Annotated in this window: 26 protein-coding genes and 1 tRNA gene; 13 read left to right on the forward strand and 14 right to left on the reverse strand. The window is 69.8% G+C overall.

Going from position 1 to position 24,208, the window contains the following annotated elements:
• Window positions 1-3 precede the first annotated feature (3 nt).
• The gene (locus tag OVA26_RS12285) at window positions 4-1,335 is read left to right on the forward strand and encodes a DNA recombination protein RmuC (protein ID WP_268104247.1); all 1,332 of its coding nucleotides are present in this window, start codon (window positions 4-6) and stop codon (window positions 1,333-1,335) included.
• A gap of 114 nt (window positions 1,336-1,449) precedes the next feature.
• On the opposite strand, the gene OVA26_RS12290 is transcribed toward OVA26_RS12285, so the two are convergent.
• Together OVA26_RS12290 and glpX are read right to left on the reverse strand one after the other, a co-directional pair.
• Window positions 1,450-1,662 carry a hypothetical protein gene (locus OVA26_RS12290; RefSeq protein ID WP_056230066.1) on the reverse strand — a complete coding sequence of 71 codons (213 nt, stop codon included), beginning with the start codon at window positions 1,660-1,662 and terminating at the stop codon, window positions 1,450-1,452.
• Between the two features lie 253 nt (window positions 1,663-1,915).
• Window positions 1,916-2,905, reverse strand: a complete 990-nt coding sequence (glpX, locus tag OVA26_RS12295; RefSeq protein ID WP_056230063.1) for a class II fructose-bisphosphatase — start codon at window positions 2,903-2,905, stop codon at window positions 1,916-1,918.
• Window positions 2,906-3,082: 177 nt separating this feature from the next.
• Between glpX and fbaA the strand changes: the two genes are divergently transcribed.
• Window positions 3,083-4,111, forward strand: a complete 1,029-nt coding sequence (gene fbaA, locus OVA26_RS12300) for a class II fructose-bisphosphate aldolase (protein ID WP_056230060.1) — start codon at window positions 3,083-3,085, stop codon at window positions 4,109-4,111.
• A 260-nt stretch (window positions 4,112-4,371) separates the two neighbouring features.
• Here fbaA and OVA26_RS12305 read toward each other — a convergent pair whose 3' ends face one another.
• The 5 genes from OVA26_RS12305 to OVA26_RS12325 are packed head-to-tail and all read right to left on the reverse strand — an operon-like array spanning window position 4,372 to window position 7,864.
• A complete protein-coding gene (locus tag OVA26_RS12305) occupies window positions 4,372-4,917 on the reverse strand; it encodes an MOSC domain-containing protein (RefSeq protein WP_268104249.1) in 546 nt (181 codons plus the stop codon).
• Window positions 4,918-4,961: 44 nt separating this feature from the next.
• Window positions 4,962-5,660: a zf-HC2 domain-containing protein gene (locus OVA26_RS12310; protein ID WP_268104250.1), complete on the reverse strand. Its 699-nt coding sequence runs from the start codon at window positions 5,658-5,660 to the stop codon at window positions 4,962-4,964.
• The gene (locus tag OVA26_RS12315) at window positions 5,657-6,160 is read right to left on the reverse strand and encodes a sigma-70 family RNA polymerase sigma factor (RefSeq protein WP_056230049.1); all 504 of its coding nucleotides are present in this window, start codon (window positions 6,158-6,160) and stop codon (window positions 5,657-5,659) included. The genes OVA26_RS12310 and OVA26_RS12315 overlap by 4 nt, the downstream gene beginning before the upstream one ends.
• Before the next feature lie 55 nt (window positions 6,161-6,215).
• The gene (locus tag OVA26_RS12320; protein WP_268104251.1) at window positions 6,216-6,806 is read right to left on the reverse strand and encodes a DUF6264 family protein; all 591 of its coding nucleotides are present in this window, start codon (window positions 6,804-6,806) and stop codon (window positions 6,216-6,218) included.
• Window positions 6,803-7,864, reverse strand: a complete 1,062-nt coding sequence (locus OVA26_RS12325; RefSeq protein WP_176786405.1) for a 4-hydroxy-3-methylbut-2-enyl diphosphate reductase — start codon at window positions 7,862-7,864, stop codon at window positions 6,803-6,805. The genes OVA26_RS12320 and OVA26_RS12325 overlap by 4 nt, the downstream gene beginning before the upstream one ends.
• A gap of 138 nt (window positions 7,865-8,002) precedes the next feature.
• Here OVA26_RS12325 and xseA point away from each other — a divergent pair, with 138 nt between their 5' ends.
• The 7 genes from xseA to OVA26_RS12360 are packed head-to-tail and all read left to right on the forward strand — an operon-like array spanning window position 8,003 to window position 14,480.
• Complete coding sequence (gene xseA / locus OVA26_RS12330) at window positions 8,003-9,382, forward strand: exodeoxyribonuclease VII large subunit (RefSeq protein WP_268104252.1); 1,380 nt, start codon at window positions 8,003-8,005, stop codon at window positions 9,380-9,382.
• A gap of 10 nt (window positions 9,383-9,392) precedes the next feature.
• Window positions 9,393-9,620: an exodeoxyribonuclease VII small subunit gene (locus tag OVA26_RS12335; protein ID WP_174799685.1), complete on the forward strand. Its 228-nt coding sequence runs from the start codon at window positions 9,393-9,395 to the stop codon at window positions 9,618-9,620.
• The gene (locus tag OVA26_RS12340) at window positions 9,620-10,252 is read left to right on the forward strand and encodes a DUF4245 family protein (protein ID WP_056230037.1); all 633 of its coding nucleotides are present in this window, start codon (window positions 9,620-9,622) and stop codon (window positions 10,250-10,252) included. Before OVA26_RS12335 ends, OVA26_RS12340 begins: the two co-directional genes overlap by 1 nt.
• 8 nt (window positions 10,253-10,260) lie before the next feature.
• Window positions 10,261-10,935 (forward strand): carbonic anhydrase, encoded by a 675-nt coding sequence (locus OVA26_RS12345; RefSeq protein ID WP_143017995.1) that lies wholly within the window; start codon window positions 10,261-10,263, stop codon window positions 10,933-10,935.
• A 32-nt stretch (window positions 10,936-10,967) separates the two neighbouring features.
• Complete coding sequence (locus tag OVA26_RS12350; RefSeq protein WP_144785506.1) at window positions 10,968-12,362, forward strand: class II fumarate hydratase; 1,395 nt, start codon at window positions 10,968-10,970, stop codon at window positions 12,360-12,362.
• Window positions 12,363-12,411: 49 nt separating this feature from the next.
• Window positions 12,412-13,827 carry a sensor histidine kinase gene (locus OVA26_RS12355; protein WP_268104253.1) on the forward strand — a complete coding sequence of 472 codons (1,416 nt, stop codon included), beginning with the start codon at window positions 12,412-12,414 and terminating at the stop codon, window positions 13,825-13,827.
• Window positions 13,824-14,480, forward strand: a complete 657-nt coding sequence (locus tag OVA26_RS12360; protein WP_056230022.1) for a response regulator transcription factor — start codon at window positions 13,824-13,826, stop codon at window positions 14,478-14,480. Before OVA26_RS12355 ends, OVA26_RS12360 begins: the two co-directional genes overlap by 4 nt.
• Window positions 14,481-14,818: 338 nt before the next feature.
• On the opposite strand, the gene OVA26_RS12365 is transcribed toward OVA26_RS12360, so the two are convergent.
• Both OVA26_RS12365 and OVA26_RS12370 read right to left on the reverse strand, forming a co-directional pair.
• A complete protein-coding gene (locus tag OVA26_RS12365) occupies window positions 14,819-16,180 on the reverse strand; it encodes a PhoH family protein (protein ID WP_056230019.1) in 1,362 nt (453 codons plus the stop codon).
• A gap of 248 nt (window positions 16,181-16,428) precedes the next feature.
• The gene (locus OVA26_RS12370; RefSeq protein ID WP_056230016.1) at window positions 16,429-17,202 is read right to left on the reverse strand and encodes an isoprenyl transferase; all 774 of its coding nucleotides are present in this window, start codon (window positions 17,200-17,202) and stop codon (window positions 16,429-16,431) included.
• A 165-nt stretch (window positions 17,203-17,367) separates the two neighbouring features.
• On the opposite strand from OVA26_RS12370, the gene trhA reads away from it, so the two are divergent.
• The gene (trhA, locus tag OVA26_RS12375; RefSeq protein WP_176786408.1) at window positions 17,368-18,060 is read left to right on the forward strand and encodes a PAQR family membrane homeostasis protein TrhA; all 693 of its coding nucleotides are present in this window, start codon (window positions 17,368-17,370) and stop codon (window positions 18,058-18,060) included.
• Window positions 18,061-18,180: 120 nt separating this feature from the next.
• Here the strand turns inward: trhA and OVA26_RS12380 are convergent, their stop codons facing one another.
• Entirely contained in the window at window positions 18,181-18,456 is a 276-nt protein-coding gene (locus tag OVA26_RS12380) for a hypothetical protein (protein ID WP_056230009.1), read from the reverse strand.
• A gap of 63 nt (window positions 18,457-18,519) precedes the next feature.
• Between OVA26_RS12380 and OVA26_RS12385 the strand changes: the two genes are divergently transcribed.
• Both OVA26_RS12385 and greA read left to right on the forward strand, forming a co-directional pair.
• Window positions 18,520-18,915, forward strand: coding sequence for a DUF4307 domain-containing protein (locus OVA26_RS12385; RefSeq protein ID WP_268104256.1), 396 nt, complete (start codon window positions 18,520-18,522; stop codon window positions 18,913-18,915).
• A gap of 103 nt (window positions 18,916-19,018) precedes the next feature.
• Window positions 19,019-19,510, forward strand: coding sequence for a transcription elongation factor GreA (gene greA, locus OVA26_RS12390; RefSeq protein ID WP_056230000.1), 492 nt, complete (start codon window positions 19,019-19,021; stop codon window positions 19,508-19,510).
• Between the two features lie 69 nt (window positions 19,511-19,579).
• Here the strand turns inward: greA and ilvA are convergent, their stop codons facing one another.
• Both ilvA and OVA26_RS12400 read right to left on the reverse strand, forming a co-directional pair.
• The gene (ilvA, locus tag OVA26_RS12395; protein WP_268104257.1) at window positions 19,580-20,809 is read right to left on the reverse strand and encodes a threonine ammonia-lyase; all 1,230 of its coding nucleotides are present in this window, start codon (window positions 20,807-20,809) and stop codon (window positions 19,580-19,582) included.
• On the reverse strand, window positions 20,806-21,996 hold the full coding sequence (locus tag OVA26_RS12400) for an AI-2E family transporter (RefSeq protein WP_268104258.1): 1,191 nt from the start codon (window positions 21,994-21,996) through the stop codon (window positions 20,806-20,808). Before OVA26_RS12400 ends, ilvA begins: the two co-directional genes overlap by 4 nt.
• 71 nt (window positions 21,997-22,067) lie before the next feature.
• Here OVA26_RS12400 and OVA26_RS12405 point away from each other — a divergent pair, with 71 nt between their 5' ends.
• Window positions 22,068-23,309: a winged helix-turn-helix domain-containing protein gene (locus OVA26_RS12405; protein WP_268104260.1), complete on the forward strand. Its 1,242-nt coding sequence runs from the start codon at window positions 22,068-22,070 to the stop codon at window positions 23,307-23,309.
• A 39-nt stretch (window positions 23,310-23,348) separates the two neighbouring features.
• Here OVA26_RS12405 and OVA26_RS12410 read toward each other — a convergent pair whose 3' ends face one another.
• Together OVA26_RS12410 and OVA26_RS12415 are read right to left on the reverse strand one after the other, a co-directional pair.
• Window positions 23,349-23,918: a LemA family protein gene (locus OVA26_RS12410; RefSeq protein ID WP_056229986.1), complete on the reverse strand. Its 570-nt coding sequence runs from the start codon at window positions 23,916-23,918 to the stop codon at window positions 23,349-23,351.
• A gap of 108 nt (window positions 23,919-24,026) precedes the next feature.
• Window positions 24,027-24,102, reverse strand: a tRNA-Leu gene (locus OVA26_RS12415).
• Window positions 24,103-24,208: the final 106 nt, after the last annotated feature.

Raw genomic sequence — 24,208 nt, forward strand, 5'->3', positions numbered from 1 at the left:
CCCATGGATGCCATCGCTCTCGTCTTCGTGATCCTCGCTCTCGTCGTGGGCGTCGTCGGCGGGTGGTTCGTGGGTTCTTCGCGGACCGCGGCCCGCGCCGCAGAAGAGCAGCGAACCCACGGCGCCCGCGTCGCCGCCGCCGAGACCGCGCGGGCGGGCGTGCAGGCGCAGCTCGACCACCAGGTCGCCCTGTACCGCGAGCTCGTGGGGCAGTCGCGCGCGGATCAGGCAGCCCGCGAAGAACGCGAGCGTCGCGAGCAGACCGTCCTTCGCGCCCTCGACCCGGTGCGCGAGACGCTCGATGCGATGCAGCGCAAGGTCGACGGCCTCGAACGCGACCGGGTCGAGCAGTACACCGCGCTCGGCGAGCAGCTGCGCCTGTCCCGCGAGGCCGACGAGGCACTCCGCGTGACGACCGAGTCGCTCGCCTCCGCGATGCGCTCCGGAACCACGCGCGGCGTCTGGGGCGAGACGCAGCTCCGCCGGGTCGTCGAAGCCGCCGGCCTCACGCGCTACGTCGACTTCGACCTGCAGACGGCGATCTCGAGCGACGCCGGAGCCGGTCGCCCCGACATGGTGGTGCGCCTCCCCGGCCGCAAGTCTTTGGCGGTGGATGCCAAGGTCCCCCTCGATGCGTATCTGCAGGCCAGCGCGATCCCCATCACGGCGCACGGCGACGACGGAGCCCGCCGCGCCGCATTCCTGACCAAGCACGCCCGCGCGGTGCGCGCCCACGTCGACGCCCTCGCAAAGAAGGCGTACTGGGCGGGGCTCACCACGAGCCCCGAGTTCGTCGTGTGCTTCCTGCCGAGCGAGTCGCTGCTGGCCTCGGCCCTCGACGAAGACCCGACGCTGCTCGACTACGCGTTCACGCGCCGCGTCGCCCTCGCCTCGCCCGTCAACCTCTGGGCGGTGCTCAAGACCGTCGCGTTCACGTGGACCCAGCAAGATGTCTCCGACGAGGCGCGCACGCTCTTCGCCCTGGGCACAGAGCTCTACGAGCGCGTCGGCAAACTCGCCGAGCACGCGAACGACCTGCGCCGCGCGATCGAGAAAACGGTCGACAGTTACAACCGGTTCGCCGGATCGCTCGAGACACGTGTGCTCGTCACGGCGCGGAAGTTCCCCGGCATCGACGAGACCAAGCTCGATGCGGTCGCTGCTCCCGTCGCGATCGAGGCGACTCCCCGCCGATGGACCGCGCCGGAGATGATCGAGAACTTCGATGGCGCCGGCGAAGCCACCCCGTCACCGGTCGAGACGGCCGAGGCGGCCGCGAGGGCCGACCTGGGTGTCATCCGCCAGCGAGCGGGACTGGCCGACACGGAGTCGTGAGCGCAAGGCCCGACACGCGCGATGCTCGAACCCTTACCGGCATCGAGCCGGGCACGAGGGCCGAGAATGCGGGAGCCGCCGTCCGGGAGGCCGGCTTCCGAAAGACGAGAAGGTTCAGGCCCCGCCGGGAACCCAGCTCAGCAGGCTCACCACGGCCGCGGAGACGGCGACGAACGCGCCGACCATCCACCACGCGCTGACCTCGTGACCCTCGTCGCGCCGGACGCGCAACAGCACGTCGGGGCGGCGCGCAGGGTCGACCGCGCTGGCGATGACCGCCTGTGCACCTGTCTGAGGTGCGGTCTGATTCGTCGGAGCTGCTGCCATGGACGATCCCCCTTCGGGTCTCGGAAGAACACAGCGTCGCCGTTGACACTCCTAGAGATTCTGCCAGACAGGGCTTCCGTTACCGGTCACGCTTGCGTCACGACACGCCCGGCTGTATCTGCACGTCGAGGCGACGACCGTGCGCCTCTCGCCGAGCGCCGAAACAGCACCCCGCTGATGTCACGGCTGCCCCGGGCGACCGCTCCGTCCGCGAGATGCTGTCTCAGGAAACGACGAATTCAGCGCCGCGGCGTCACAGCCACTTCGACGTCAGGTGCTCGGACGAGATGCGGCGGAGCGTTCCCGAGGCGCCGCGCAGCACGACGCTCTCGGTGTAGATGAAGTCGCCATCGCGGCGGACTCCCTGCACGAGCTGGCCGTCGGTCACGCCCGTGGCGACGAAGATCGTGTTCTTGCCCTTCACCAGACCATCGGCTTCGTAGACCTGGCCGTCGACGTCGAGGCCGGCATCCCGACCCTTCTCCTTCTCGTCGTCGGTCCGCGGGGCGAGCACGCCCTGGATGTGACCACCCAACGCCTTGATCGCGCACGCGGTGACTATGCCCTCGGGGCTGCCGCCGATGCCGACGCACATGTCGGTGCGGGCGTTGTGGCGGGCGGCGTTGATGCCGCCGGCGACGTCGCCGTCGCTCATGAGGCGCGTGCCCGCCCCCGCCTCGCGGATCTCGGCGATGAGCTTCTCGTGACGCGGACGATTCAGCACCGACACGACGATCTCGTCGACGGGCTTGCCGAGGGCCTTGGCCAGCAAGCGGATGTTCTCGGCGATGGGGAGGCGGATGTCGACGACACCGACACCGGCGGGCCCGGTGACGAGCTTGTCCATGTAGAAGACGCTGGACGCGTCGAGCATCGTGCCCTGGTCGGACACGGCGATGACCGACAGGGCGTTCTGGCGGCCCGCGGCCGTGAGCGAGGTGCCGTCGATCGGGTCGACCGCGACGTCGCACTGGGGCCCGCGGCCGCTTCCGACGCGCTCTCCGTTGTAGAGCATGGGGGCGTTGTCCTTCTCGCCCTCGCCGATGACGATCGTGCCGTCGAAGTTGACGGTGCTGAAGAACGCACGCATCGCGTCGACGGCTGCGCCGTCGGCGGCTTCCTTGTCGCCGCGGCCGATGAAGGGGACGGCGCGGATGGATGCCGCTTCGGTCGCCCTCACCAGCTCGAGCGCCAGGTTCCGGTCGGGGTGCAAAGGGCTCATGTCGGCAGTCAGGCTCACCATGGGGCCACTGTATCCAGCGATCCGGTGACAATCGCGGGTTTTGACCGGACGTGCAACGAAGGAATCGCCGTTCTTAACGGTTCAGCAGAACCGCCCGGTTCCTGCCGCGCCCGCACCGTCACGATCCGGCGGCTTCGCTAGAGTGACGGTGTCCCGACAACACCAAGGAGCACCTCCATGCCCGTCGCTTCCCCTGAGCAGTACGCCGACATGCTGGACCGCGCGAAGGCCGGCGGCTTCGCGTATCCCGCGATCAACGTCTCGAGCTCGCAGACCATCAACTCGGTGCTCCAGGGCCTGACCGAGGCCGGCTCCGACGGCATCCTCCAGGTCACCACCGGTGGTGCCGACTACTTCGCCGGTCACACGGTCAAGGCCCGCGCCACCGGCGCCCTCGCCTTCGCCAAGTACGTGACCGAGGTCGCGAAGAACTACCCGATCACGGTCGCCCTGCACACCGACCACTGCCCCAAGGACGCCCTGCCCGGCTTCGTCCTTCCGCTGCTCGAGGCCTCCGAAGAAGAGGTCAAGGCCGGTCGCAACCCGATCTTCCAGTCGCACATGTGGGACGGCTCGGCCGTTCCCCTCGACGAGAACATCGACATCGCGGCGGAGCTCCTCCCCCGCATGAAGAACATCAACGCCATCCTCGAGATCGAGGTCGGCGTGGTCGGCGGCGAAGAGGACGGCGTCCAGCACGAGGGCTCGAACGAGGCCCTGTACACGACGGTCGCCGACGTGACCAAGGCCGTCGAGCGCCTCGGCCTCGGCGAGAACGGCCGCTACATCTCGGCCCTGACCTTCGGCAACGTGCACGGCGTGTACAAGCCCGGTGGCGTCAAGCTCCGCCCCGAGCTGCTCGGCGAGATCCAGGAGGGCATCGCCGCGAAGTTCGGCACCGGCCCCAAGCCCCTCGACCTCGTCTTCCACGGCGGCAGCGGCTCGACCGACGACGAGATCGCCCTCGCCGTCGCCAACGGCGTCGTGAAGATGAACATCGACACCGACACCCAGTACGCCTTCACGCGCTCGATCGCGGGCTACATGTTCTCGAACTACGAGGGCGTGCTCAAGCTCGACGGCGAGGTCGGCAACAAGAAGCAGTACGACCCCCGCGCCTGGGGCAAGGTCGCCGAGTCGGCGATGGCCGTCCGCGTGGTCGAGGCCACGAAGCAGCTCGGCTCGTTCGGCCACTCGAAGAGCTGACACCTCGTCATCCCGCGAACGCCCCGGCTCTCCCGCCGGGGCGTTCGTCGTTTCCGGTTGCCGTGCCCCGGCCCCCTCCGCTGTCCCGGCATCCCCCGCACGCGCCCCTCCTGCACGCCGAGACGGCATCTCGCTGACAACCGGGTGTCAGCCTGCAACGGACGAGTCAGCGAATTGCCGTCTCGCGCCACCGGCGAGGCAGGACGCCCCGCGCGATCGCACAGCCGAGCGCGGGTGCGCCGACCGGGGCCGGACGCGCCTCAGCTGCGGTACACCTCGAGCACCGTGGGCGCTCCGTGGGGCGACGAGAGCACCTCGATGGCATCCCCCGCTCGGATCTCTCCGGCGCGACGGACACGCAGGTAGGCGCCGAGGCGCCCCTCGTCCGAGAAGCGCTTGACCCAGCCACGCGCTGCCGACCCACCGACCCACCGGGCGAACGTCGCACAGGGCGTTCGGGGCATCGTGACCTCGAGCTCGACGGTGTCGCCGATGCGCCAGACCTCGCCGATCCGCGCTCCGTTGACGTCGAGTCCCTCGACGCGGAGGTTCTCGCCGAACCATCCCGGGCGCAGCTCCCGATCGAGCTCGCCCTCCCAGAAGTCGGCGTCGTCCTGGGCGTACGCGTAGACGGCCTTTTCCGGCCCGCCGTGGTGTTTGCGGCTCGCTTGCACGTCGGAGCGGAGGCCGAGCTTGCCGACGCGGACCTTCCCCTCGAGCGGACGCTTGTCGATCGCCGTCACCCCGATCGACCCGGAATCCGGGCGCAGGCTGTGAACGACGCAGACGGCGACGAGTCGAGGCATGCGTCGATGCTAGAGCGTGCGGCGGCGGCGCGCGGACGCGGCCCTCAGTCGAACTCGCGCCGCATCACGACCGTGTCGCCGTCGAGAGAGCGGATCTCGACCGCGCCGATGTTCGAGGCCGAGAGGTCGGTCCCCGCGCTCAGTTCGGTGGTCGAGCCCGGGTCGGCGCGCCAGGTCGAGAGCACGCTCGTCGTCCCCGAGTCGTCGGTGATGGCGAGAGCGTAGGGCCAGCCCCCGGGCGGGGCGTCGAGCACCTGACCGGTGTACTGGCACACGAGGTCGATGCGGGTCCCCCACGGCGCGGAAGTGAGCTTCACCGAGGCCTCGAGGGGTGCACCGGCGACGTCGTCGAGGGCGTAGACGGTACCCGCCGACTGCTGCATCGCACTGTTCACGGCGAACACGCTCGGCACCGCGACCGCCACCAGGGCGATGGATGCCGCGAGCGTCCACGCGGTGATGCGCCGCTTCCGGTGACGCCGCGCGACCTCGACCACGCGTCCGCGCAAAGACGGATCGGGCGAGGCGAGCGGAATGGGGCCCGTCGTCGCACTGAGCGCTCGGGCGCGTTCGGGCGACAGTCGCGAGAGGAGTCCCGCGGTCGGAGCCAATTCTGCGACGGAGGCGCGACAGATGGCGCACACCGCCAGGTGCGCTTCGAATTCGGCGCGGTCGGAGGCGCACAGCGCTCCGAGCACGTAGGCGCCGTCCGACATCGACAGACGTTCGTGATCGTCGTTCATCGGGTCACCCCCCTTTCCTGCAGCGCGAGCCGCAATGCCCGCACCGCGTAATGCAGTCGCGATTTGACGGTGCCCGTCGGGATGCCGAGCTCGTCTGCCGTCTGTGCGACGCTGCGTCCGCCGTAGTAGGCGCTGACGATGACGGCGCGGTGATCGGGTGTGAGGGTGGCGAGCGCCTCCTCGACCAGAAGCGCGTCGAACATCGCGTCGGTGTCGTCGTCGCGGACGGTCTCGGGGAGTTCGTCGACGGGCTGCTCGTGCCGGCGCCGCGCGCTCCGCGCCTCGTCGATGACGATGTTGCGGGCCACGGTGTACATCCACGAGCGCAGGGAGGCCGGGTCGTCGCTCATGACGCGTGGCGTACGCCACGCGCGCAGCAGCGTCTCCTGCACGACGTCGTCGGCGCCCGCGTGATCGCCGGTGAGGCTCACGACGTAACGCCAGACGGGGGTCGCGTGCGCGTCGTACAGCGCGGTCAGTTGCGCGTGGTCGTCTCGCACAGCGGCATCCCCTCTCCCTCTTCTTCTAGGAACACGGGATGCCGTGGGGTTCGGTTCAGTTCGAGACGGTGCCCATGACGGCCGTCAGGAACTGCGGGTCACTCGCCATGCCGATGAGCGACAGGACGGCCGCGATGACCGTCGAGACCAGCGCGCCGGCGATCGGGATCCAGAACGAAATACGCCCGCGCCTCATGGACCGCCAGGTGAACATGGCGGTCAGAAGCCACCCGATCCCGGTGACGGCCGCGGCCGCCGCACCCCAGAGGTACCCGGCGGTCAGGTTGGTGAACGTCGCGTCGACCTGGAAGACCCGCGCGAAGTTGTTCGCGTACTCGGGGAAATTGAGCAGCTGGATGATCGTGGTGACGACGGAGAACAGCCCGTAGATCAACAGACCGAACGTCACGATCCGGTCGACCTGGCCGCCGCGGGTGGTGGGGGCGGGCATGGGCCCGGGCTTCGCCGCGGCGCGGGGTTCGGGGGCATGCTCCGGCTGCGGGGCCATGCCCGCCTCGAGGGCCTCGGTCACCTCCGGACGGCGGATGCGCGCCCGCTGCTCCTCGGGGGTGGCGTACTCGCCGTACTGCGGGCGGGGACGAGCCTCGTCCGCCGCGGACGGGGTGCGCGGGTCGACGTCGCTCACGCGCGGCCCCGGCCGCCCAGCGCGCGCTCGTCGCGCTTGCCGCTGGCATCCTGTCGTAGCTCCTTGGGGAGCGAGAAGATCAGGTCTTCCTCGGCGGTGCGCACCTCTTCGACGTCGCGGTAGCCGGCGCCGGCGAGCTCTTCGAGGACCTCGGTCACGAGCACCTCGGGCACCGAGGCGCCGCTGGTGACGCCGACGGTCTCGACCCCCTCGAGCCACTCCTGCTTCACCTCGTCGACGTAGTCGACGCGGTAGGCGGCCTTCGCGCCGTGCTCGAGGGCGACCTCGACCAGGCGCACGCTGTTGGAGCTGTTCGCCGAACCCACGACGATCACGAGGTCGGCGCCGACGGCGACCTTCTTGATCGCGACCTGGCGGTTCTGGGTGGCGTAGCAGATGTCGTCGGAGGGCGGATCCTGCAGCTCGGGGAAGCGCTCGCGCAGACGCCGCACGGTCTCCATCGTCTCGTCGACCGAGAGCGTGGTCTGCGAGAGCCACACGACCTTCGACGGGTCGCGCACCTCGATGGTGTCGGCGTGGTCGGGAGAGTTCACGACGGTGACGTGTTCGGGGGCTTCTCCGGCGGTGCCCTCGACCTCTTCGTGGCCCTCGTGGCCGATCAGCAGGATCTCGAAGTCGTCACGGGCGAAGCGCACGGCCTCGCGGTGCACCTTCGTCACGAGGGGGCACGTGGCGTCGATGGCCTGCAGACCCCGATCGGATGCCGCGGACACGACGGCCGGCGAGACACCGTGCGCGCTGAAGACGACGTGGGAGCCGGCGGGGACCTCGTCGACCTCTTCGACGAAGATCGCGCCCTTCTTCTCGAGCTCGGTCACGACGTGGATGTTGTGCACGATCTGCTTGCGCACGTACACGGGGGCGCCGTAGCGCTCCAGGGCCTTCTCGACGGCGATGACCGCACGGTCGACACCGGCGCAGTAGCCGCGGGGTGCCGCGAGCAACACCTTCTTCTTGCCCTGGACGGGGACGTCCTGAAGCCGCCCGCGTCGACCCGGGATGCGGGGAACGGGCAGGTGCACGGCAGGTGAGCTCACCCCTCGATTCTACGGGGGCGCCCCTGGACGACGGCCGAACCTCCCGACGCGACCCGGCCGGATAGCATGGGACCTTCCCTCCCGAGAGACGTCCGGCTCTCGCGGCCCCCGCCGACGGCGTGCATCCCAGCGAGTGACATGACCTCTTTCCAGCCCGAGACCGTCGCAGGTCAGGCCCCGCCCGCCGACAGCGTGCACCCCCGCGACTCCTCCACCGATGCCCCCACCTCGGTGTCCCGGCTGAACGACACGATCCGGGGCTTCATCGAGCGCTGGGGATCGGTCTGGGTCGAAGGTGAGATCACCTCGTTCAACCGCCGCGGCGGCAACGTCTTCGGGCGACTGAAGGACCTCAGCACCGAGTCGACGGTGGCCTTCCGCATCTGGTCGAGCACGCTCAACCGGTTGCCCAAAGACCTCAAGGTCGGCGACCACGTCGTCGCGTGCGTGAAGGCCGACTACTTCCCGCGCACCGGAGACTTCTCGTTCGCGATCTCGGCGATGCGACACGTGGGCTTGGGCGAACAGCTCGAGCGCCTCGAGCGCCTGCGCGTGCAGCTGCGTTCGGAGGGGTTGTTCGACCCCGTCCGCAAGAAGAAGCTGCCCTTCCTCCCCCACTGCATCGGTCTCATCACGGGCGAGAACTCGGATGCCGAGAAGGACGTGCACCGCAACGCCGAACTGCGTTGGCCCCGCGTCCGTTTCCGCACACAGCACGCCGCCGTCCAGGGCGACCGGTGCGTTCCCGAAACGCTCGCGGCCCTGAGGATCCTCGATGCCGACCCCGAGGTCGACGTGATCGTGATCGCACGCGGCGGCGGGGATCCGCAGACGCTCCTCGGCTTCAGCGACGAGCGCCTGCTGCGTGCGGTGGCCGCGGCATCCACTCCGATCGTCAGCGCGATCGGGCACGAGAACGACCGACCGCTCCTCGACGAGGTCGCCGACGTGCGCGCCTCGACGCCCACCGACGCCGCCAAGCGCGTGGTCCCCGACGTCAGCGAGCAGCGGGCCCTCGTCTCGCAGTTGCGCGCCCGACTGACCGGACGTCTCACCCAGCGCGTCCTCCACGACATCGCGCAGCTCGAACAGATCCGCTCGCGTCCCGCTCTGCGCAACCCGCACTCCCTGCTCACCTCCCGCGCGCAGGAGCTGTGGATGCTTTCGAACCGGGGGCGCGACATCGTCGATCGCCGCATCGAAGGAGAGCGTCGGCGCACCAGCGAGCTCGGGGCGGGGCTCCGCGCCCTCTCGCCGCTCGCCACTCTCGCCCGGGGGTACGCCATCGCCCAGCTCCCCGACGGCTCGGTGCTGCGCGACGCCGCCCACGCCCCGGCCGGAACCGCCCTGCGGCTCACGGTCGAGCAGGGAACCGTGGCCGCCCGTTCGGACGGCGCCGTGCCAGACGCCGTCACACACGGCGCTTCCGCGGCCGACCTGGCCGGCTCCGCGGCATCCGTCGATCGTCCGCTCGACGACGAGGCACCCGGCGACGGGGCGTCGGTGGGGCGCGCCTAGAATGGATGCCATGACCGCGACGACCCCCGGCCCCGCCGTCGACGTCGCCACCCTGTCGTTCGAACAGGCCCGCGACGAACTCGTGCGCGTGGTCGCCGAACTCGAGCAGGGCGCCCCGACTCTCGAAGAATCCCTCGCGCTCTGGGAGCGCGGCGAGAAGCTCTACGCCCGCTGCGAGGAGTGGCTGCTCGGGGCCAAGCGCCGCCTCGACGCCGCCCGCGGCGAGGGAGACGACTGATGGCTCGCGTCGTCGCGCATCTCGGCCGACCCGAGACCCCTCAAGAAACCGCCGACCGCAAAGCCGAGTCCTCGCGTCGGTACCGCTCGAGCAAGACGTTTCGCAACCTCATCGCGGCCCTGCTCGTGACGGTCGCGGTCGTCCTGGTCGTCGTGGCGGCCGTCCCCCGCGGCGAGCCCGCCCCCCGCCCCGAGATCGACGTGCCCGCCCTCGCGGCCGACATGCAGCGCGATCTCGGTCGGCCGGTGCTCTCGCCGTCTCTCGGCGAGGGATGGCGGGTCAACCAGGCCAGCACCGAGGGCGTCGGCGGCACCGAGGCGTGGACCATGGTCTACGTGCGATCGGGCGAAAGCGGGTTCCTCCGCGTCGCTCAGGGTCTCGACGCCGACGAGGCCTGGGTCGGTCAGGTTCTCGACGGCACGCGCAGCACCGAGACGACCGAGATCGACGGCATCACGTGGAACGTCTACCGCCCCTCGAACCCCTCGGGTACGGGCAACGTCGACTACGCCCTCGCCACCCCGGCCGGGCCCGACTACGTGCTCGTCTACGGCGATGCCGCCCCCGAGACCGCGGCCCTCGCGGCCGCCTCCGTCACATCGCAGATCGAGCAGTTGAGAGAGGTCCCGTGAGCAAGCGCATGAGCCCCCGTCAGGTCTGGCAGCAGATGGTGGAGGGCAACGAGCGTTTCGTCTCCGGCGCACCCGCGCACCCGCGTCAAGACGTGGAACGTCGCACCGAGCTCGCGAGCTCGCAGCACCCGACCGCGGCGCTGTTCGGATGCTCCGACTCGCGCCTCGCCGCCGAGATCATCTTCGACGAGGGCCTCGGCGATCTGTTCGTCGTCCGCAACGCCGGCCAGGTCATCTCGGACTCGGTCATCGGCAGCCTCGAGTACGCCGTGGGCGTGCTGGAGGTCCCCCTCATCGTGGTGCTCGCGCACGACGCCTGCGGAGCGGTCGGCGCAGCGATCGAGAGCACGGGCGTCGACGCCCCGACCCTCCCCGCGTACATCTGGCGCCAGATCGCCCCGATCGTGCCCGCCGTCCGCCGCGTTCAGCGCGCCTCGGCCGTGGACGGCCAGCTGCCCGACGTCGTCGACCCCGAGCTCGTGGGCCGCGAACATCTGCGCCACACCGTGGGCGAGCTGCTGCGCGCCTCCGAGCTGATCAGCGAGGCCGTGGCCGAGGGCCGCGTCGCCGTGGTCGGCGCGAACTACCGCCTCGACGAGGGCGAGGCCTTCCCCGTCGTCATCGTGGGCGATGTCGACGACCCGCGCGTCGACGACCCCCGCGTCGAAGACGCCCGCATCTGACAACCGAACGAACGACCTGGAGGAACGACGACGTGACCGACATCGAGTACCGCATCGAACACGACACCATGGGTGAGGTGCGGGTCCCCAAGGACGCCCTCTACGCCGCGCAGACGCAGCGCGCCGTCGAGAACTTTCCCATCTCGGGCTCGGGCCTCGAGTCGACGCAGATCGCGGCGCTCGCGCGCATCAAGAAGGCTGCCGCCCTCGCCAACAAAGAGCTCGGCACCCTCGACGGGGGCATCGCGGATGCCATCGCCCAGGCCGCCGACGAGGTCGTCACGGGCGCGCACGATGCGCACTTCCCGGTCGACACCTACCAGACCGGCAGCGGCACCTCGTCGAACATGAACATGAACGAGGTGCTCGCGACCCTCGCGACCCGCATCCTCGGCGACACGGTTCACCCCAACGACCACGTCAACGCCTCGCAGTCCTCGAACGACGTCTTCCCCACCTCGGTGCACATCGCGGTCACCCAGGCCCTCATCACCGACCTCATCCCGGCGCTCCAGCACCTCGCGACGGCGCTCGAGACCAAGGCCGACGCCTGGAAGGGCATCGTGAAGTCGGGCCGCACCCACCTCATGGACGCCACCCCCGTCACCCTCGGTCAGGAGTTCGGCGGCTACGCGCGCCAGATGCGCCTCGGCATCGAGCGCGTCGAGGCCGTCCTCCCCCGCGTCGGCGAGGTGCCCCTCGGCGGCACGGCCGTCGGCACCGGCATCAACACCCCCCTCGGCTTCCCGCAGAAGGTCATCGAGCTGCTCGCGGCCGAGACCCAGCTGCCCATCACCGAGGCGAAGGACCACTTCGAGGCGCAGGCCAACCGCGACGGCCTCGTCGAGGCATCCGGAGCCCTCCGCACCATCGCGGTCTCGCTCACCAAGATCAACAACGACATCCGCTGGATGGGATCGGGCCCCAACACCGGCCTCGGCGAGCTGCACATCCCCGACCTGCAGCCCGGCTCCTCGATCATGCCCGGCAAGGTCAACCCGGTCGTCCCCGAGGCCACGCTCATGGTGTGCGCCCGCGTGATCGGCAACGACGCCACCGTCGCCTGGGCCGGCGCCTCGGGCTCGTTCGAGCTCAACGTCGCGATCCCCGTGATGGGCACCGCTCTGCTGGAGTCGATCCGCCTGCTCTCCAACGCGATGCGGGTGCTGGCCGACAAGACCATCGACGGCCTCGAGGCCAACGTCGCGCGCGCCGAAGCGTTCGCCGGCATGTCGCCCTCGATCGTCACGCCGCTCAACAAGGTCATCGGTTACGAGGCTGCGGCCAAGATCGCGAAGCACTCCGTCGCCAAGGGCATCACGGTGCGCGAGGCGGTCATCGACCTCGGCTACGTCGAACGCGGAGAGATCACCGAAGAGGTGCTCGATGCCAAGCTCGACCTGCTGTCGATGACCCACCCGGGCTGATCGACCGCACCCGCACATCCACGACGCCGAGGCGCGCCATAATCAGAGGATGAGCCGCACGCCGAGACCCGTCTCGACGCGCGTGCGTTTCCTCGGCGCGATCCTCGGCGTCGTGCTGCTCGGGATGATCATCGCGGGCGGCGTCACGTTCCTCGTGCAGAGCGAACGTGTCGTGGCCAATGCCGAGCGCCAGCTCGACGGTTTCGTCTCGACGCTGTCGACGAGCAGCCAGGATGCCGCCGCCCTCGTCGCTGCGACCATCCCCGGCCGCACCGATGGCACGGTGGCGCTCGACGGCACCCGCGTGCTCGCGACGACGCCCGCCCCGCCGGGACTCTCCGTCGGCGACGACGCGGGGCTCGTGGCATCCCTCGCCGATCAGATCAGCCTCGGCAACGACCGGGGCCGTCTCGACAGCGATCACGGCCCCGTCCTGTACGCGGCCGTCGAGACGCGCGGCGGAGTCGTCGTGCAGGTCATCTCGATCGATCAGCGCATGGAGCTCGTCACGCTCTCGACCGTCACCTACGGGATCTCGGCGCTCGTGGTGCTGCTGCTCGTCGGGGTCGCCGGCTGGTTCGTGACGGGACGCCTGTTCTCGCCGCTCCGGCGTCTGCGCGACACCACCGACGCCATCACGATCGACGACCTGGGCACGCGCCTGCGCGCGCACGGGAACGACGAGATCTCCGACCTCACCACCTCGGTGAACTCGATGCTCGATCGCCTGGCGATGTCGGTCGACGCGCAGCGGCAGTTGCTCGACGACGTCCGGCACGAGCTGAAGACCCCCATCACGATCGTCCGCGGCCACCTCGAGATGATGAATCCCGCCGACCCCCACGACGTCACCGAGACGCGTGAGCTCGGCATCGCCGAACTCGACCGGCTTGCGCGACTGGTCGACGACATCGACACCCTGGCCGACGTCGAGAGCGGGGCGCTCGAGGCCGCGGTCATCGACGTCGGGGCGCTCACCGACCGCGTCGCCGAACTCGCCGGCGCCATCCCCGGCCACACGTGGACGATCGACCAGCGGGCTCGCGTCCGCATCCACGGCGACGCGGACCGCCTCGTCCAGGCATGGCTGCAGCTAGCCGACAACGCCGCGAAATACACCCCCGAGGGCACCTCGATCGAGATCGGCAGCACGGCCGACGACACGACGGCGCACCTCTGGGTGCGCGACCACGGCCCCGGCATCCCGCCCGCCGCACGTCATCGCGTCTTCCGCCGCTTCGACCGGCTCTCGACCGGGCGCGGAGTGGACGGATCGGGGCTGGGGCTGTCGATCGTGGATGCCATCGCCAAGGCGCACGACGGACACTGCACCGTCGGCGACACTCCCGGCGGGGGCGCGACCGTGGCCCTGCACATCCCCGTGACCGGGGCCCAGTCCCCCGCGGAGCTCCCGACGCCCGTGCGCGCCGGTGACGTCGTCATGCAGAGAGAGGCCACCGGATGACTCGCATCCTCATCGCGGAAGACGAGGAACGCATCTCGGCGTTCGTCGCGAAGGGACTGGAGTCCGCGGGCTATCAGACCCTCATCGTCGCCGACGGGGCGGAGGCCCTCGACACCGCACTGTCGGGCGACGTCGACCTCGTCCTCCTCGACGTCGGGCTGCCCACGCTCGACGGCTTCGAGGTGCTGCGGAGCATTCGCGGCCAGGGGTCGCAGATCCCGGTCATCATGCTCACGGCCCGCACGAGCACGAGGGACACCGTCGACGGGCTCGACGCCGGGGCCAACGACTACGTCGCCAAACCCTTCAAGTTCGATGAGCTCCTCGCCCGCGTACGGTCACGCATGCGCGAACCGATGACCGTGGGACCGATGACGGTCGCGCACGGAGACGTCTCGCTCGATGTCCTCGCGCGGCGGGCGACGGTCGGCAGTCGCGAGATCGACCTGAGCGCGCGCGAGTTCTCGCTGGCCGAGGAGTTCATCCGCCACGCGGGTCAGGTCCTCAGCCGCGAGCAGCTGCTCAGCCGCGTGTGGGGGATGGACTTCGACCCGTCGTCCAACGTGGTCGATGTCTACGTGCGATATCTGCGGGCCAAGATCGGCCAATCCCATATCGTCACCGTGCGCGGCGCGGGCTATCGCTGGGAATGACGTAGATAACCCGAAAACCCCCGGCGGGGGAACCGGGGGTTTGGGGAGACGCCCACGGTGGTCTTCCGACTCACCCGAAGAGCGGTGACCTGCACGTGACGTTCTCGTGTTTTTCCTGGGGGAACCGCCGAGGCGGGTGACGAGGTCTCCCTCGTCGATGGCTCTACTCTGACGGGCCATTGTGAGAACCCGGCGAGCCCCGAATGAGAACCCTCTCATCTTCCGTCGCGGCCTCGTCCGGCGCCGGTCACCCCGATCGAATAAAACGCCTCAGCCACTCCGGCACAGACAGAGAGGGGCCGGGATGCCACGGCATCCCGGCCCCTCTCTCTTCACCGTTACGAGAGCTCGCCGGCCTCCAGCAGCTCCGTCACGAGCGCGGCGATGGCCGAACGCTCGGACCGCGTGAGGGTGACGTGACCGAACAGACCGTGGCCCTTGAGCGTCTCGATCACCGAGGCGACGCCGTCGTGCCGACCGACGCGCAGGTTGTCGCGCTGACCCACGTCGTGCGTCAGCACCACGCGGGAGTTCTGGCCGATGCGGCTCAGCACGGTGAGCAGCACGTTGCGCTCGAGCGACTGCGCCTCGTCGACGATCACGAACGCGTCGTGCAGCGACCGGCCGCGGATGTGCGTGAGCGGGAGCACCTCGAGCAGACCCCGAGCGAGCACCTCTTCGAGCACGTTGCCCGAGACGACCGAACCCAGCGTGTCGAAGACCGCCTGCCCCCAGGGGCCCATCTTCTCGGCCTGGTCGCCCGGGAGGTAGCCGAGCTCCTGGCCGCCGACGGCGAAGAGGGGGCGGAAGACGATGATCTTCTTCTGCTGCTGACGTTCGAGCACGGCCTCCAACGCCGCGCACAGCGCCAGCGCCGACTTCCCGGTGCCGGCCCGGCCGCCGAGCGAGACGATCCCCACCTCGGGGTCGAGGAGCAGGTCGAGCGCGATGCGCTGCTCGGCCGAGCGCCCGTGCAACCCGAACGCGTCGCGGTCACCGCGCACCAGGCGGTACTCCCCCTTGCCGGTCACCCGGCCGAGCGCCGATCCGCGCTCGGAGTGGATGACGAGGCCGGTGTTGATCGGCAGCCCCTTCACTGTTTCGCTGACGCCCACTTCGGTCTCGTAGAGGTCGGAGATCTCATCGCCCGAGAGGTCGATCGAGGCGATCCCGGTCCACCCGGAGTCCATCGCCTGCTCGGCGAGGTACTCCTCGGTGCTCAGACCGAGGGATGCCGCCTTCACGCGCATCGGGAGGTCCTTCGACACCACGGTGACCTCGGCGCCGTCCTGCGCGAGGTTCATCGCGACGGCGAGGATCCGGCTGTCGTTGCCGCCGGTGCGCATCCCCGAGGGCAGCACCTGCTGGTCGGTGTTGTTCAGCTCGACGCGGAGCGTGCCGTCGGTCCCGACCGGGACGGGGAAGTCCAGGCGGCCGTGCTCGATGCGGAGTTCGTCGAGGTGACGCAGGGCCTGGCGGGCGAAATACCCGATCTCGGGGTCGTGACGCTTCCCTTCCAGCTCGGTGATCACCACGACGGGGATCACGACGGAGTTCTCGGCGAAGCGGAAGAACGCTCGCGGATCGCTCAGCAGGACGGAGGTGTCCAGGACGTACGTGCGAAGAGCCTGGTCGACTCCCGCTTCGGACTCGGTGCTCTCGACGACGTGACGCTGGTCGTACGGTGCTCGTGCAGTCACAACCCACTCCCGACCCGGGTGAATCACCCGGTTGTCACGAGTCGACCTGTGGGTCACGAGTCGCGATCCGAAGGTCGACTCGACCGGACTCCGTGTCCGATGTGATCACCGTACGACTCCGCGACACCCTCGAGGGTCGTTAACACGCCGCGAATATGACGAGTTCGTGAACAGCGCGTTCGCGCGGCTCGCGGCCGCGAAGTAGTTCACCGGATGCCGTGCGCCGGCGCCGCCGCGCGGGGCAAGTGTTACTGCCCGAAGCGTCGGTCGCGCGCCGCGAAGTCGCGGATCGCGCGCAGGAAGTCCACCTCGCGCAGGTCGGGACCGAGGGCCTCGACGAAGTAGAACTCCGAGTGCGCGGACTGCCAGAGCAGGAAGTCGCTGAGCCGCTGCTCGCCCGAGGTGCGGATGACGAGGTCGGGATCGGCCTGGCCGCCCGTGTACAGGTGCTCGCCGATCTGCTCCGGGGTGAGACTCGCGGCGAGCTCTTCGAGGGATCCACCCGACTGATCGTGCTTGGCGATGATCGAGCGCACGGCATCCACGATCTCGCTCCGACCGCCGTACCCGACGGCGAGATTGACGTGCAGACCCTTGTGCCCCCGCGTGCGCTCGGTGACCTCGTGCAACACCTCGGCGAGCTCCGTCGGCAGGCCCTCGGCGCGGCCCACGTGCTTGACCCGCCAGTTTGGCTCGTGCGAGAGCTCCGCGGCCAGCTCGGCGATGATCTCGAGCAGGTCCTGCAGCTCCTGACTGTCGCGCTTGACGAGGTTGTCGTTCGAGAGCAGGTACAGCGACACCACCTCGATGCCGAGGTCGTCGCACCAGCGGAGGAACTCGTGCATCTTGGCCGCCCCCGCGCGGTGACCGTGCGCGGCGCTGTCGTAGCCGAGCTGCCGCGCCCACCGACGGTTGCCGTCGATCATCATCGCGACGTGGTGCGGCACGGTGGCCGGCATGCGACGGCGAAGACGCGAGATGTAGAGACGGTAGAGGGGGCCTCGCCCCTCGTTCTTCCGCATACGCGCCACCCGCCTACGCTACCGCGTCACGGGCGACGGCACGGGTCTGAAACGGGTGAGGCTTCCTGGGGGAACGGTGAGCGGATCGCCCATGTGCCACCCGGAGCATGGGGGCCGACGTAGGGTCGAAGCGTGACGAGCTCGACCCCCGCAGACGGCCCCGACCTGCCCCAGCTCCCCCTCCTGGAGGCGGGCGCTCTGGGCGCGCAGGCCGATCTCAAGCCCACCTGGCGCGGCTGGATCCACGCGGGCACGTTCCCCGTCGCGATCGTCGCCGGCATCGTCCTGATCACCCTCGCCCAGGGCACGCCCGCCAAGTGGGCGGCGGCGGTGTTCATGGTGACGTCGATGCTGCTGTTCGGCAACTCCGCGCTCTACCACCGCTTCCACTGGAAGCCGAAGACGCTGGCCGTGCTCAAGCGCATCGACCACGCCAACATCTTCCTGCTGATCGCCGGCACGTACACGCCCCTGGCCGTCCTGGCCCTGCCGACCCCCAAGACCACGCTGCTGCTGTCGATCGTGTGGGGTGGAGCGATCCTCGGCATCCTGTTCCGGGTCTTCTGGATCAACGCTCCGCGCTGGCTGTACGTCGCGCTGTACCTCGCGCTCGGGTGGGCCGCCGTGATGTACCTCGGCGACCTGCTCGCGGCGAACGTCGCGATGATGGTGCTGGTCGTCGTCGGCGGACTGCTCTACACGGCCGGCGCGATCGTCTACGCGCTCAAGAAGCCCAACCCGTGGCCGGGGCACTTCGGGTTCCACGAGATCTTCCACGTGTGCACCGTGCTGGCGTTCCTCTGCCACTGGACGGCGTGCCTGCTGATCTCGCTCGCCCCCGCGTACCACGGCGGCTGATCGCGCCACGCATCCCGCGCGAGTCGCCAGGATGCGTCGCCTCGGAAAGGTCTGAGGCGACGATCATCAGCGAGTCACACGGTGATGGCGATGCCGGACGCCGGGGCCTCCGACAACCGCTCAGTCGCGGGGAGCGGCCGGGTCGATGTCCTGGTCGTCGACTGCGCTGGCGTTCTCGGCGGCGCGCGCCTGCTCCTCGGCATCCAGCTCCGCATTCACTTCTTCGCGGTACCGACCACGGCGGATGCGACGCAGCATGTCCCACACGAGGAGGAAGACCGCGACGCCGATGAAGGCGATCGCGGCGAAGCCGAGCGGCCCGGGCGTCACGATCGACTCGTCGGGGGTGACGACCGGGGAGGGTGTGGTCGCGAGAGCGACGATCACGGAGTGCATGGAGTCCTTCGGTCCGGGCGGAAGCGCGTAGCCTGGTACTCCAGCCTAAAGCCCGGGGAGACCATGACGACGCAAGCCCTGCTCGATGACCGTTACGGGCGCACGCGGTCGCCCCGACGGCGCATCGTCGGCTGGTCGATCGTCGCGGTGCTCGCGCTCGGAGCCATCGGGTATCTCGGCTACACCACGTTCGCCAGCAGTGCCGCCTCGGTCACGGCCACCGACACCGGCTTCACCGTCACCGACGACAAGTCCGTCACGGCGACTTTCCAGATCACCGCCCCCGTCGGCAAGCCGGTCGCCTGCGCCCTCGAGGCACGCGACGAAGACCACGGCACCGTGGGCTGGAGGGTCGTGCAGTACCCGGCATCCGACGACGCATCCCGCGCCTTCTCCGAGACGATTCCGACGCTCTCGCTGGCGACGACGGGTTTTGTCAACGCCTGCTGGGTGCCGTAAACTCGCTGGATCACGACGCGCCCCGGCTCGATGCCGGGGCGTTCGACATATCCCCCGCCGGCGGCCGCACGCGCGCCGTCAGCGCCTCGACGAAGGAGTACCCGTGTCCAACGACGCTCAGGTGACGTTCCTCACGCAAGACGCCTACGACCGCCTTCACAACGAACTCGAGCACCTCTCGACGACGGGCCGGGAAGAGATCGCCAAGCGCATCGAGGCCGCCCGCGAAGAGGGAGACCTCAAAGAGAACGGCGGCTACCACGCCGCCAAGGACGAGCAGGGCAAGCAGGAGGCCCGCATCCGTACCCTGCAGCAGCTGCTCAAGGACGCCAAGGTCGGCGAAGCCCCCGAGAGCCACGGCGTCGTCGAGTCGGGCACCGTCGTGACCGCGATCGTCGCGGGCGGCGAGGAGAAGTTCCTCCTCGGCAACCGCGAGATCGCGGCCAACTCCGAGCTCGACGTCTACAGCGAGGCCTCGCCCCTCGGCGCGGCCATCATGGGCCTCAAAGAGGGCGACAAGGGCTCGTACACCGCGCCCAACGGCAAAGAGATCTCGGTCGAGGTCGTCAAGGTCGAGACGTACTCGGGCCAGTAACCCGCCTGTCGCCCGCGAGCCGCTCCCCCGTCATCGGGTGGGGCGGCTCGCGGCGTTTCTGCTCTCGGGTCAGTTGGGGACGACGGTCGCGACGAACCCGGCGTCCTCGAGCGTCTGGATGACCAGAGCCCGGTGCTCCGCACCGCGCGTCTCGACGCTCAGCTGCAGGATCACCTCGCTGATCTGCAGTCCCTGACCGTGACGCGTATGCAGCACCTCGATCACGTTGGCGCCCACGCCGGCGAGCAGCTCGGACACCCGAGCGAGCTGGCCCGGGCGGTCGGGCAGCGGAATGCGAAGGGACATGTAGCGACCGGATGCCGAGAGCCCGTGCGCCACGACCCGTTGCAGCAGGAGGGGGTCGATGTTGCCCCCCGAGAGGATCGTGACGGTCGGGCCGGTCGCTTTCACCTTGCCCGCCAGGATCGCTGCGACACCCACGGCCCCCGCCGGTTCGACGACCTGCTTGGCGCGCTCGAGGAGGACGAGGAGCGCTCGAGCGATGTCGTCCTCGGTCACGGTGACGACCTCGTCGACGTATTGGCGGATCAGTTCGAAGGGCAGGTCACCGGGACGGGCGACGGCGATGCCGTCGGCGATCGTCGGCGTCGTCTCGACCTGCATGGGGTATCCCGCGGCGAGCGACGAGGGGTAGGCGGCGGAGTTGTGCGCCTGCACGCCGATGATGCGGACCTCGCGCCCCTCGGCGGCCGCCCGGGCCTTCACCGCGGCGGCGACGCCCGCGGCGAGCCCTCCCCCGCCGATCCCGACGATCACCGTCTCGAGGTCGGGCATGTCCTCGACGAGCTCGAGGCCCAGCGTCCCTTGACCCACGACGATGTCGCGGTGGTCGAAGGGGTGGATCAGCACGGCCCCCGTGCGCTCGGCGAACTCAGCGGCCAGGCGGAGCGGCGTCTCGACGGTCGCACCCTCGAGGATCACCTCGGCGCCGTACCCTCGCGTGGCGAGGAGCTTGGGCACGGGCACGCCCAACGGCATGAAGATCGTCGCCGCGATGCCGAGCTGCTGCGCGGCCAGGGCCACGCCCTGAGCGTGATTGCCCGCGGATGCCGCGACGACGCCGCGCGCGCGCTCCTCGGCCGTGAGACGCGAGAGGCGGTAGGTCGCGCCGCGGATCTTGAACGAACCGGTGCGCTGGAGGTTCTCGAGCTTGAGGCTCACCGGCACGCCAAGGAGCTCGGTCAGGTGCAGCGACTCATCGAGCGGGGTTCGCGTGATGATGCCGCGCAAGTTCTGCGCGGCATCTTCGAACTCGGCCAGGGTGGGAGTGTCGTTCATGATCTCCTTCCGCGCTCGCGCGGGACGGTCCGCCAGATCAGATCCGGGGATGCCAAAACCTCACCGTCGCGCTTCCACGCCTTGGTGCTCAGATAGACGGCGACGACGTTCACGAATGCGGCGAGCGGCACCGCGAAGAGCGCTCCGGCGATGCCGCCGACCATCGCGCCGCCCGCCACCACGAGCACGACCGCGAGGGGGTGCACCTTCACGGCGGAGCCCATGAGGATCGGCTGCAGGATGTGGCTCTCGATCTGCTGCACGGCCAACACGACGATGAGCATGAACAGGGCGATGAGCGGACCGTTGTAGACCAGCGCGATGAAGACGGCGAGGGCTCCCGTGGCGACGGCGCCGACGAAGGGGATGAACGCGCCGAGGAACACCAGGACGGCGATGGGGATCGACAGCGGCACGCCCAGCAGGAAGGCGCCCAGGCCGATACCGATCGCGTCGATCGTGGCGACGAGCAACTGCGTGCGCGCGTAGCTCTTCACGGTGCGCCACCCCGCGCGACCGGCTCCGTCGACGGCGGGACGCGCGACGCGCGGGAACAACCGGGTCGTCCAGCGCCAGATGCCGGCACCGTCGGCGAGCAGGCAGAGGAGGATGAACAGCGTCAGGAGCACGCCGGTTCCGACGTGACCGATCGTGGTGCCGATCGCCAGAGCGCCGGTCCAGAGCACCTCCGCCTGCTGCTGCAGGAAGGTGCCCGCCTGTCGGAGCCCGTCATCGATCTGCTGGGCGCTCAGGTGGAGCGGACCGTCGATGAGGTACTGGCGGAACTGCGAGACGGCTCCGACGGTGCGCTGACGCACCGAACCGAACTCTCGCGTGATCTGCCAGACGGCCAGCCAGACCAACCCCGAGATGACGGCGATGGTACCGAGGACCGTGACGACGATGGCCAGCCACTTCGGCCACCGGTGGCGCTGCAGGAACGAGAAGGCCGGCCACACCAGCGCGGTGACGAGGATCGCGATGAGCAGCGGCACGACCAGCAGCTTCAGCTGGATGACCACGAACACCACGACGGCCAGGGCGGCCGCGATCACGAGCAGGCGCCAGGCGTAGGCCGTGGCCTGCCGCAGCGCCGGGGGCACCGGCGGTTGCAGGTCGCTTGAAACCGTGCGCCGCTTGAGGGCGTCGAGGAACGATCCGCGAGGTTCGGGATCAGTGCCGCTCATCCCGTCAGCCTACCGCCGCCCTCCGACATGCACCGCCGAGCATGTCGGAGGTGGCCGATACGGTGACAGACATGACCACGACGCTCCGTCGCGCCGACGCCCGCCGCATCGCCTTGGCCGCCCAGGGCTTCGCCCGCCCCCGGCCCGGCACCGTCGGCACCCGGCAGATCACCAGCGCTCTGCACCGCATGCGCATCCTCCAGATCGACTCCGTCAACGTCTTCTCGCGCTCGCACTACATGCCGCTGTTCGCGCGCCTCGGCGCCTACGACACGGCCCTGCTCGACAAGCTGGCCTTCGCTCGGCGTCCGTCGTGGGTGGAGTCGTGGGCGCACGTCGCCTCGCTGGTGTCGGTCGACGACTGGCCGCTCCTGCAGTTCCGCCGCGACGATCTGCGGGCGAAGTACGGGCACGATGCCTGGGCCGAGGCCAACCAGCCCCTCCTGCAGTGGCTCCGCGACGAGCTCGCCGACCGCGGCCCCCTGCGCCCGGCCGAGATCGACCACGATGCGCGCAGCGGGTCGCGGGGGTCGTGGTGGGGCTGGGACGACGTCAAGAACGGCCTGGAACGCCTGTGGCTGTTCGGAGAGGTGGCCATCGCGGGGCGGCGCGGCTTCGAGCGGCGCTACGCCCTGGCATCCGACGTCCTGCCCTCCGAGGCCCTGCAGACCGCCGTCCCCCGTCCCGAGGCGATCGCCGAGCTGGTGCGCCGCGCCGCTGTGGCCTACGGCGTCGCGACGGCCGCCGACCTGGCCGATTACTGGCGCGTCCGCGATCGTCCCGCGGTGATGGCGGCGATCCACGATCTCGTCGAGGACGGAGAGCTGATCCCCGTCGAGGTCGAGGGCTGGGCGATCGCCGGCCGCCCCGCCAAAGCGTGGCTGCACCGCGACGCCGCGCGCCCCCGCAGAGTGGATGCCGCGGCGATCCTCACCCCGTTCGACCCGGTCGTGTGGTTCCGCGATCGCGCCGAGCGCCTGTTCGACTTCGACTACCGCATCGAGATCTACACACCGGCCCCCCAGCGCCGGTTCGGGTACTACTCGCTGCCCGTCCTCGTCGGAGACGACGTGGTCGGCCGGGTGGACCTCAAGGCCGATCGCGCGTCGGGCGCCCTGCGCGTCCAGTCCGCGTGGTGGGAGCAGGGTTCTGCGCCGGATGCCGCCGACCGTGTCGCCGCCGAGCTGCTCACGGCAGCGCGCTGGCAGGGCCTGGACCGCGTCACCGTGTCGCGGTGGGGTGATGCCACCGATGACCTGGCCGGGGCCCTGCGCGCCGAGCGGCATGACCACCCCGATGGTCGCGCGAACTGAAACGCGCCCCTTCTGCCGAAGCGGAGGGGGCGCGATTCGTCAAAACTGCACGCGGGGCGGTTCGGCGATCGCGGCGCCGTCGATGACCTCGAAGAACTCCCGCTCGTGGAAGCCGAGCTGACGGGCGAAGAGGTTGTTGGGGAACACCTTGATCTTGGTGTTCAGCTCGCGCACTCCGCCGTTGTAGAACCGGCGCGACGCCTGGATCTTGTCTTCGGTGTCGACGATCGAGTGCTGAAGCTGCAGGAAGTTCTGGCTGGCCTGGAGCTGCGGGTACGCCTCGGCGACCGCGAACAGCGACTTCAGCGCCTGCTGCATGTGGCCCTCGGCGACACCGGCCTCGGCAGGGCTCTGCGCCGAGAGCGTCTCGGCGCGGGCGCGCGTGACGTTCTCGAACACGGCCTTCTCGTGAGCCGCGTACCCCTTCACCGTCTCGATGAGGTTGGGCAGCAGGTCGGCGCGTCGCTTGAGCTGGACCGTGATGTCACTCCACGCCTCGTCGACACGCACGTTCAGCGCGACGAGGGCGTTATAGGTGGCCCACAGGTAGATGCCGGCGATGATCAGGATGCCGACGATCACGATGACCGGTACGAGCCACTCCCACATAAGTCCCCACACTCCGTTCGAGAGATTGCCCTTCAGTGTAACCGCGGGCCGCACAGCGTTACGGGCAGTGGCCGGGGACTCCCAGGGGATGTCCACGAGACGGAGCACTGGTACCCCCGGTGGGACTCGAACCCACACTGAAGCGATTTTAAGTCGCCTGCCTCTGCCATTGGGCTACGGGGGCCCGAGCCTCCACCGTATCGCGGGGCGGCCGCGCGCCGGTCGCGCGGGGTGCCGCACCCGTTATGGGGCGGAGAAAGTGGCCCCGGGGCGTCGTAGGTGGCCCCGGG

Source organism: Microbacterium sp. SL62, assembly GCF_026672635.1.
GTDB lineage: Bacteria > Actinomycetota > Actinomycetes > Actinomycetales > Microbacteriaceae > Microbacterium > Microbacterium testaceum_A.

Bases quoted from the DNA above. Each gene is read 5' to 3' on its own strand.
- OVA26_RS12335 (WP_174799685.1), top strand. From the start codon at position 9,393: ATGACCGCGACGACCCCCGGCCCCGCCGTCGACGTCGCCACCCTGTCG.
- OVA26_RS12370 (WP_056230016.1), bottom strand. From the start codon at position 17,202: ATGCGGAAGAACGAGGGGCGAGGCCCCCTCTACCGTCTCTACATCTCG.
- OVA26_RS12380 (WP_056230009.1), bottom strand. From the start codon at position 18,456: ATGCACTCCGTGATCGTCGCTCTCGCGACCACACCCTCCCCGGTCGTC.
- xseA (WP_268104252.1), top strand. From the start codon at position 8,003: ATGACCTCTTTCCAGCCCGAGACCGTCGCAGGTCAGGCCCCGCCCGCC.
- OVA26_RS12340 (WP_056230037.1), top strand. From the start codon at position 9,620: ATGGCTCGCGTCGTCGCGCATCTCGGCCGACCCGAGACCCCTCAAGAA.
- OVA26_RS12360 (WP_056230022.1), top strand. From the start codon at position 13,824: ATGACTCGCATCCTCATCGCGGAAGACGAGGAACGCATCTCGGCGTTC.
- OVA26_RS12345 (WP_143017995.1), top strand. From the start codon at position 10,261: ATGAGCCCCCGTCAGGTCTGGCAGCAGATGGTGGAGGGCAACGAGCGT.
- OVA26_RS12285 (WP_268104247.1), top strand. From the start codon at position 4: ATGGATGCCATCGCTCTCGTCTTCGTGATCCTCGCTCTCGTCGTGGGC.
- OVA26_RS12405 (WP_268104260.1), top strand. From the start codon at position 22,068: ATGACCACGACGCTCCGTCGCGCCGACGCCCGCCGCATCGCCTTGGCC.
- OVA26_RS12290 (WP_056230066.1), bottom strand. From the start codon at position 1,662: ATGGCAGCAGCTCCGACGAATCAGACCGCACCTCAGACAGGTGCACAG.
- ilvA (WP_268104257.1), bottom strand. From the start codon at position 20,809: ATGAACGACACTCCCACCCTGGCCGAGTTCGAAGATGCCGCGCAGAAC.
- OVA26_RS12355 (WP_268104253.1), top strand. From the start codon at position 12,412: ATGAGCCGCACGCCGAGACCCGTCTCGACGCGCGTGCGTTTCCTCGGC.
- OVA26_RS12310 (WP_268104250.1), bottom strand. From the start codon at position 5,660: ATGAACGACGATCACGAACGTCTGTCGATGTCGGACGGCGCCTACGTG.
- OVA26_RS12400 (WP_268104258.1), bottom strand. From the start codon at position 21,996: ATGAGCGGCACTGATCCCGAACCTCGCGGATCGTTCCTCGACGCCCTC.
- OVA26_RS12305 (WP_268104249.1), bottom strand. From the start codon at position 4,917: ATGCCTCGACTCGTCGCCGTCTGCGTCGTTCACAGCCTGCGCCCGGAT.
- fbaA (WP_056230060.1), top strand. From the start codon at position 3,083: ATGCCCGTCGCTTCCCCTGAGCAGTACGCCGACATGCTGGACCGCGCG.
- OVA26_RS12385 (WP_268104256.1), top strand. From the start codon at position 18,520: ATGACGACGCAAGCCCTGCTCGATGACCGTTACGGGCGCACGCGGTCG.
- glpX (WP_056230063.1), bottom strand. From the start codon at position 2,905: ATGGTGAGCCTGACTGCCGACATGAGCCCTTTGCACCCCGACCGGAAC.
- OVA26_RS12410 (WP_056229986.1), bottom strand. From the start codon at position 23,918: ATGTGGGAGTGGCTCGTACCGGTCATCGTGATCGTCGGCATCCTGATC.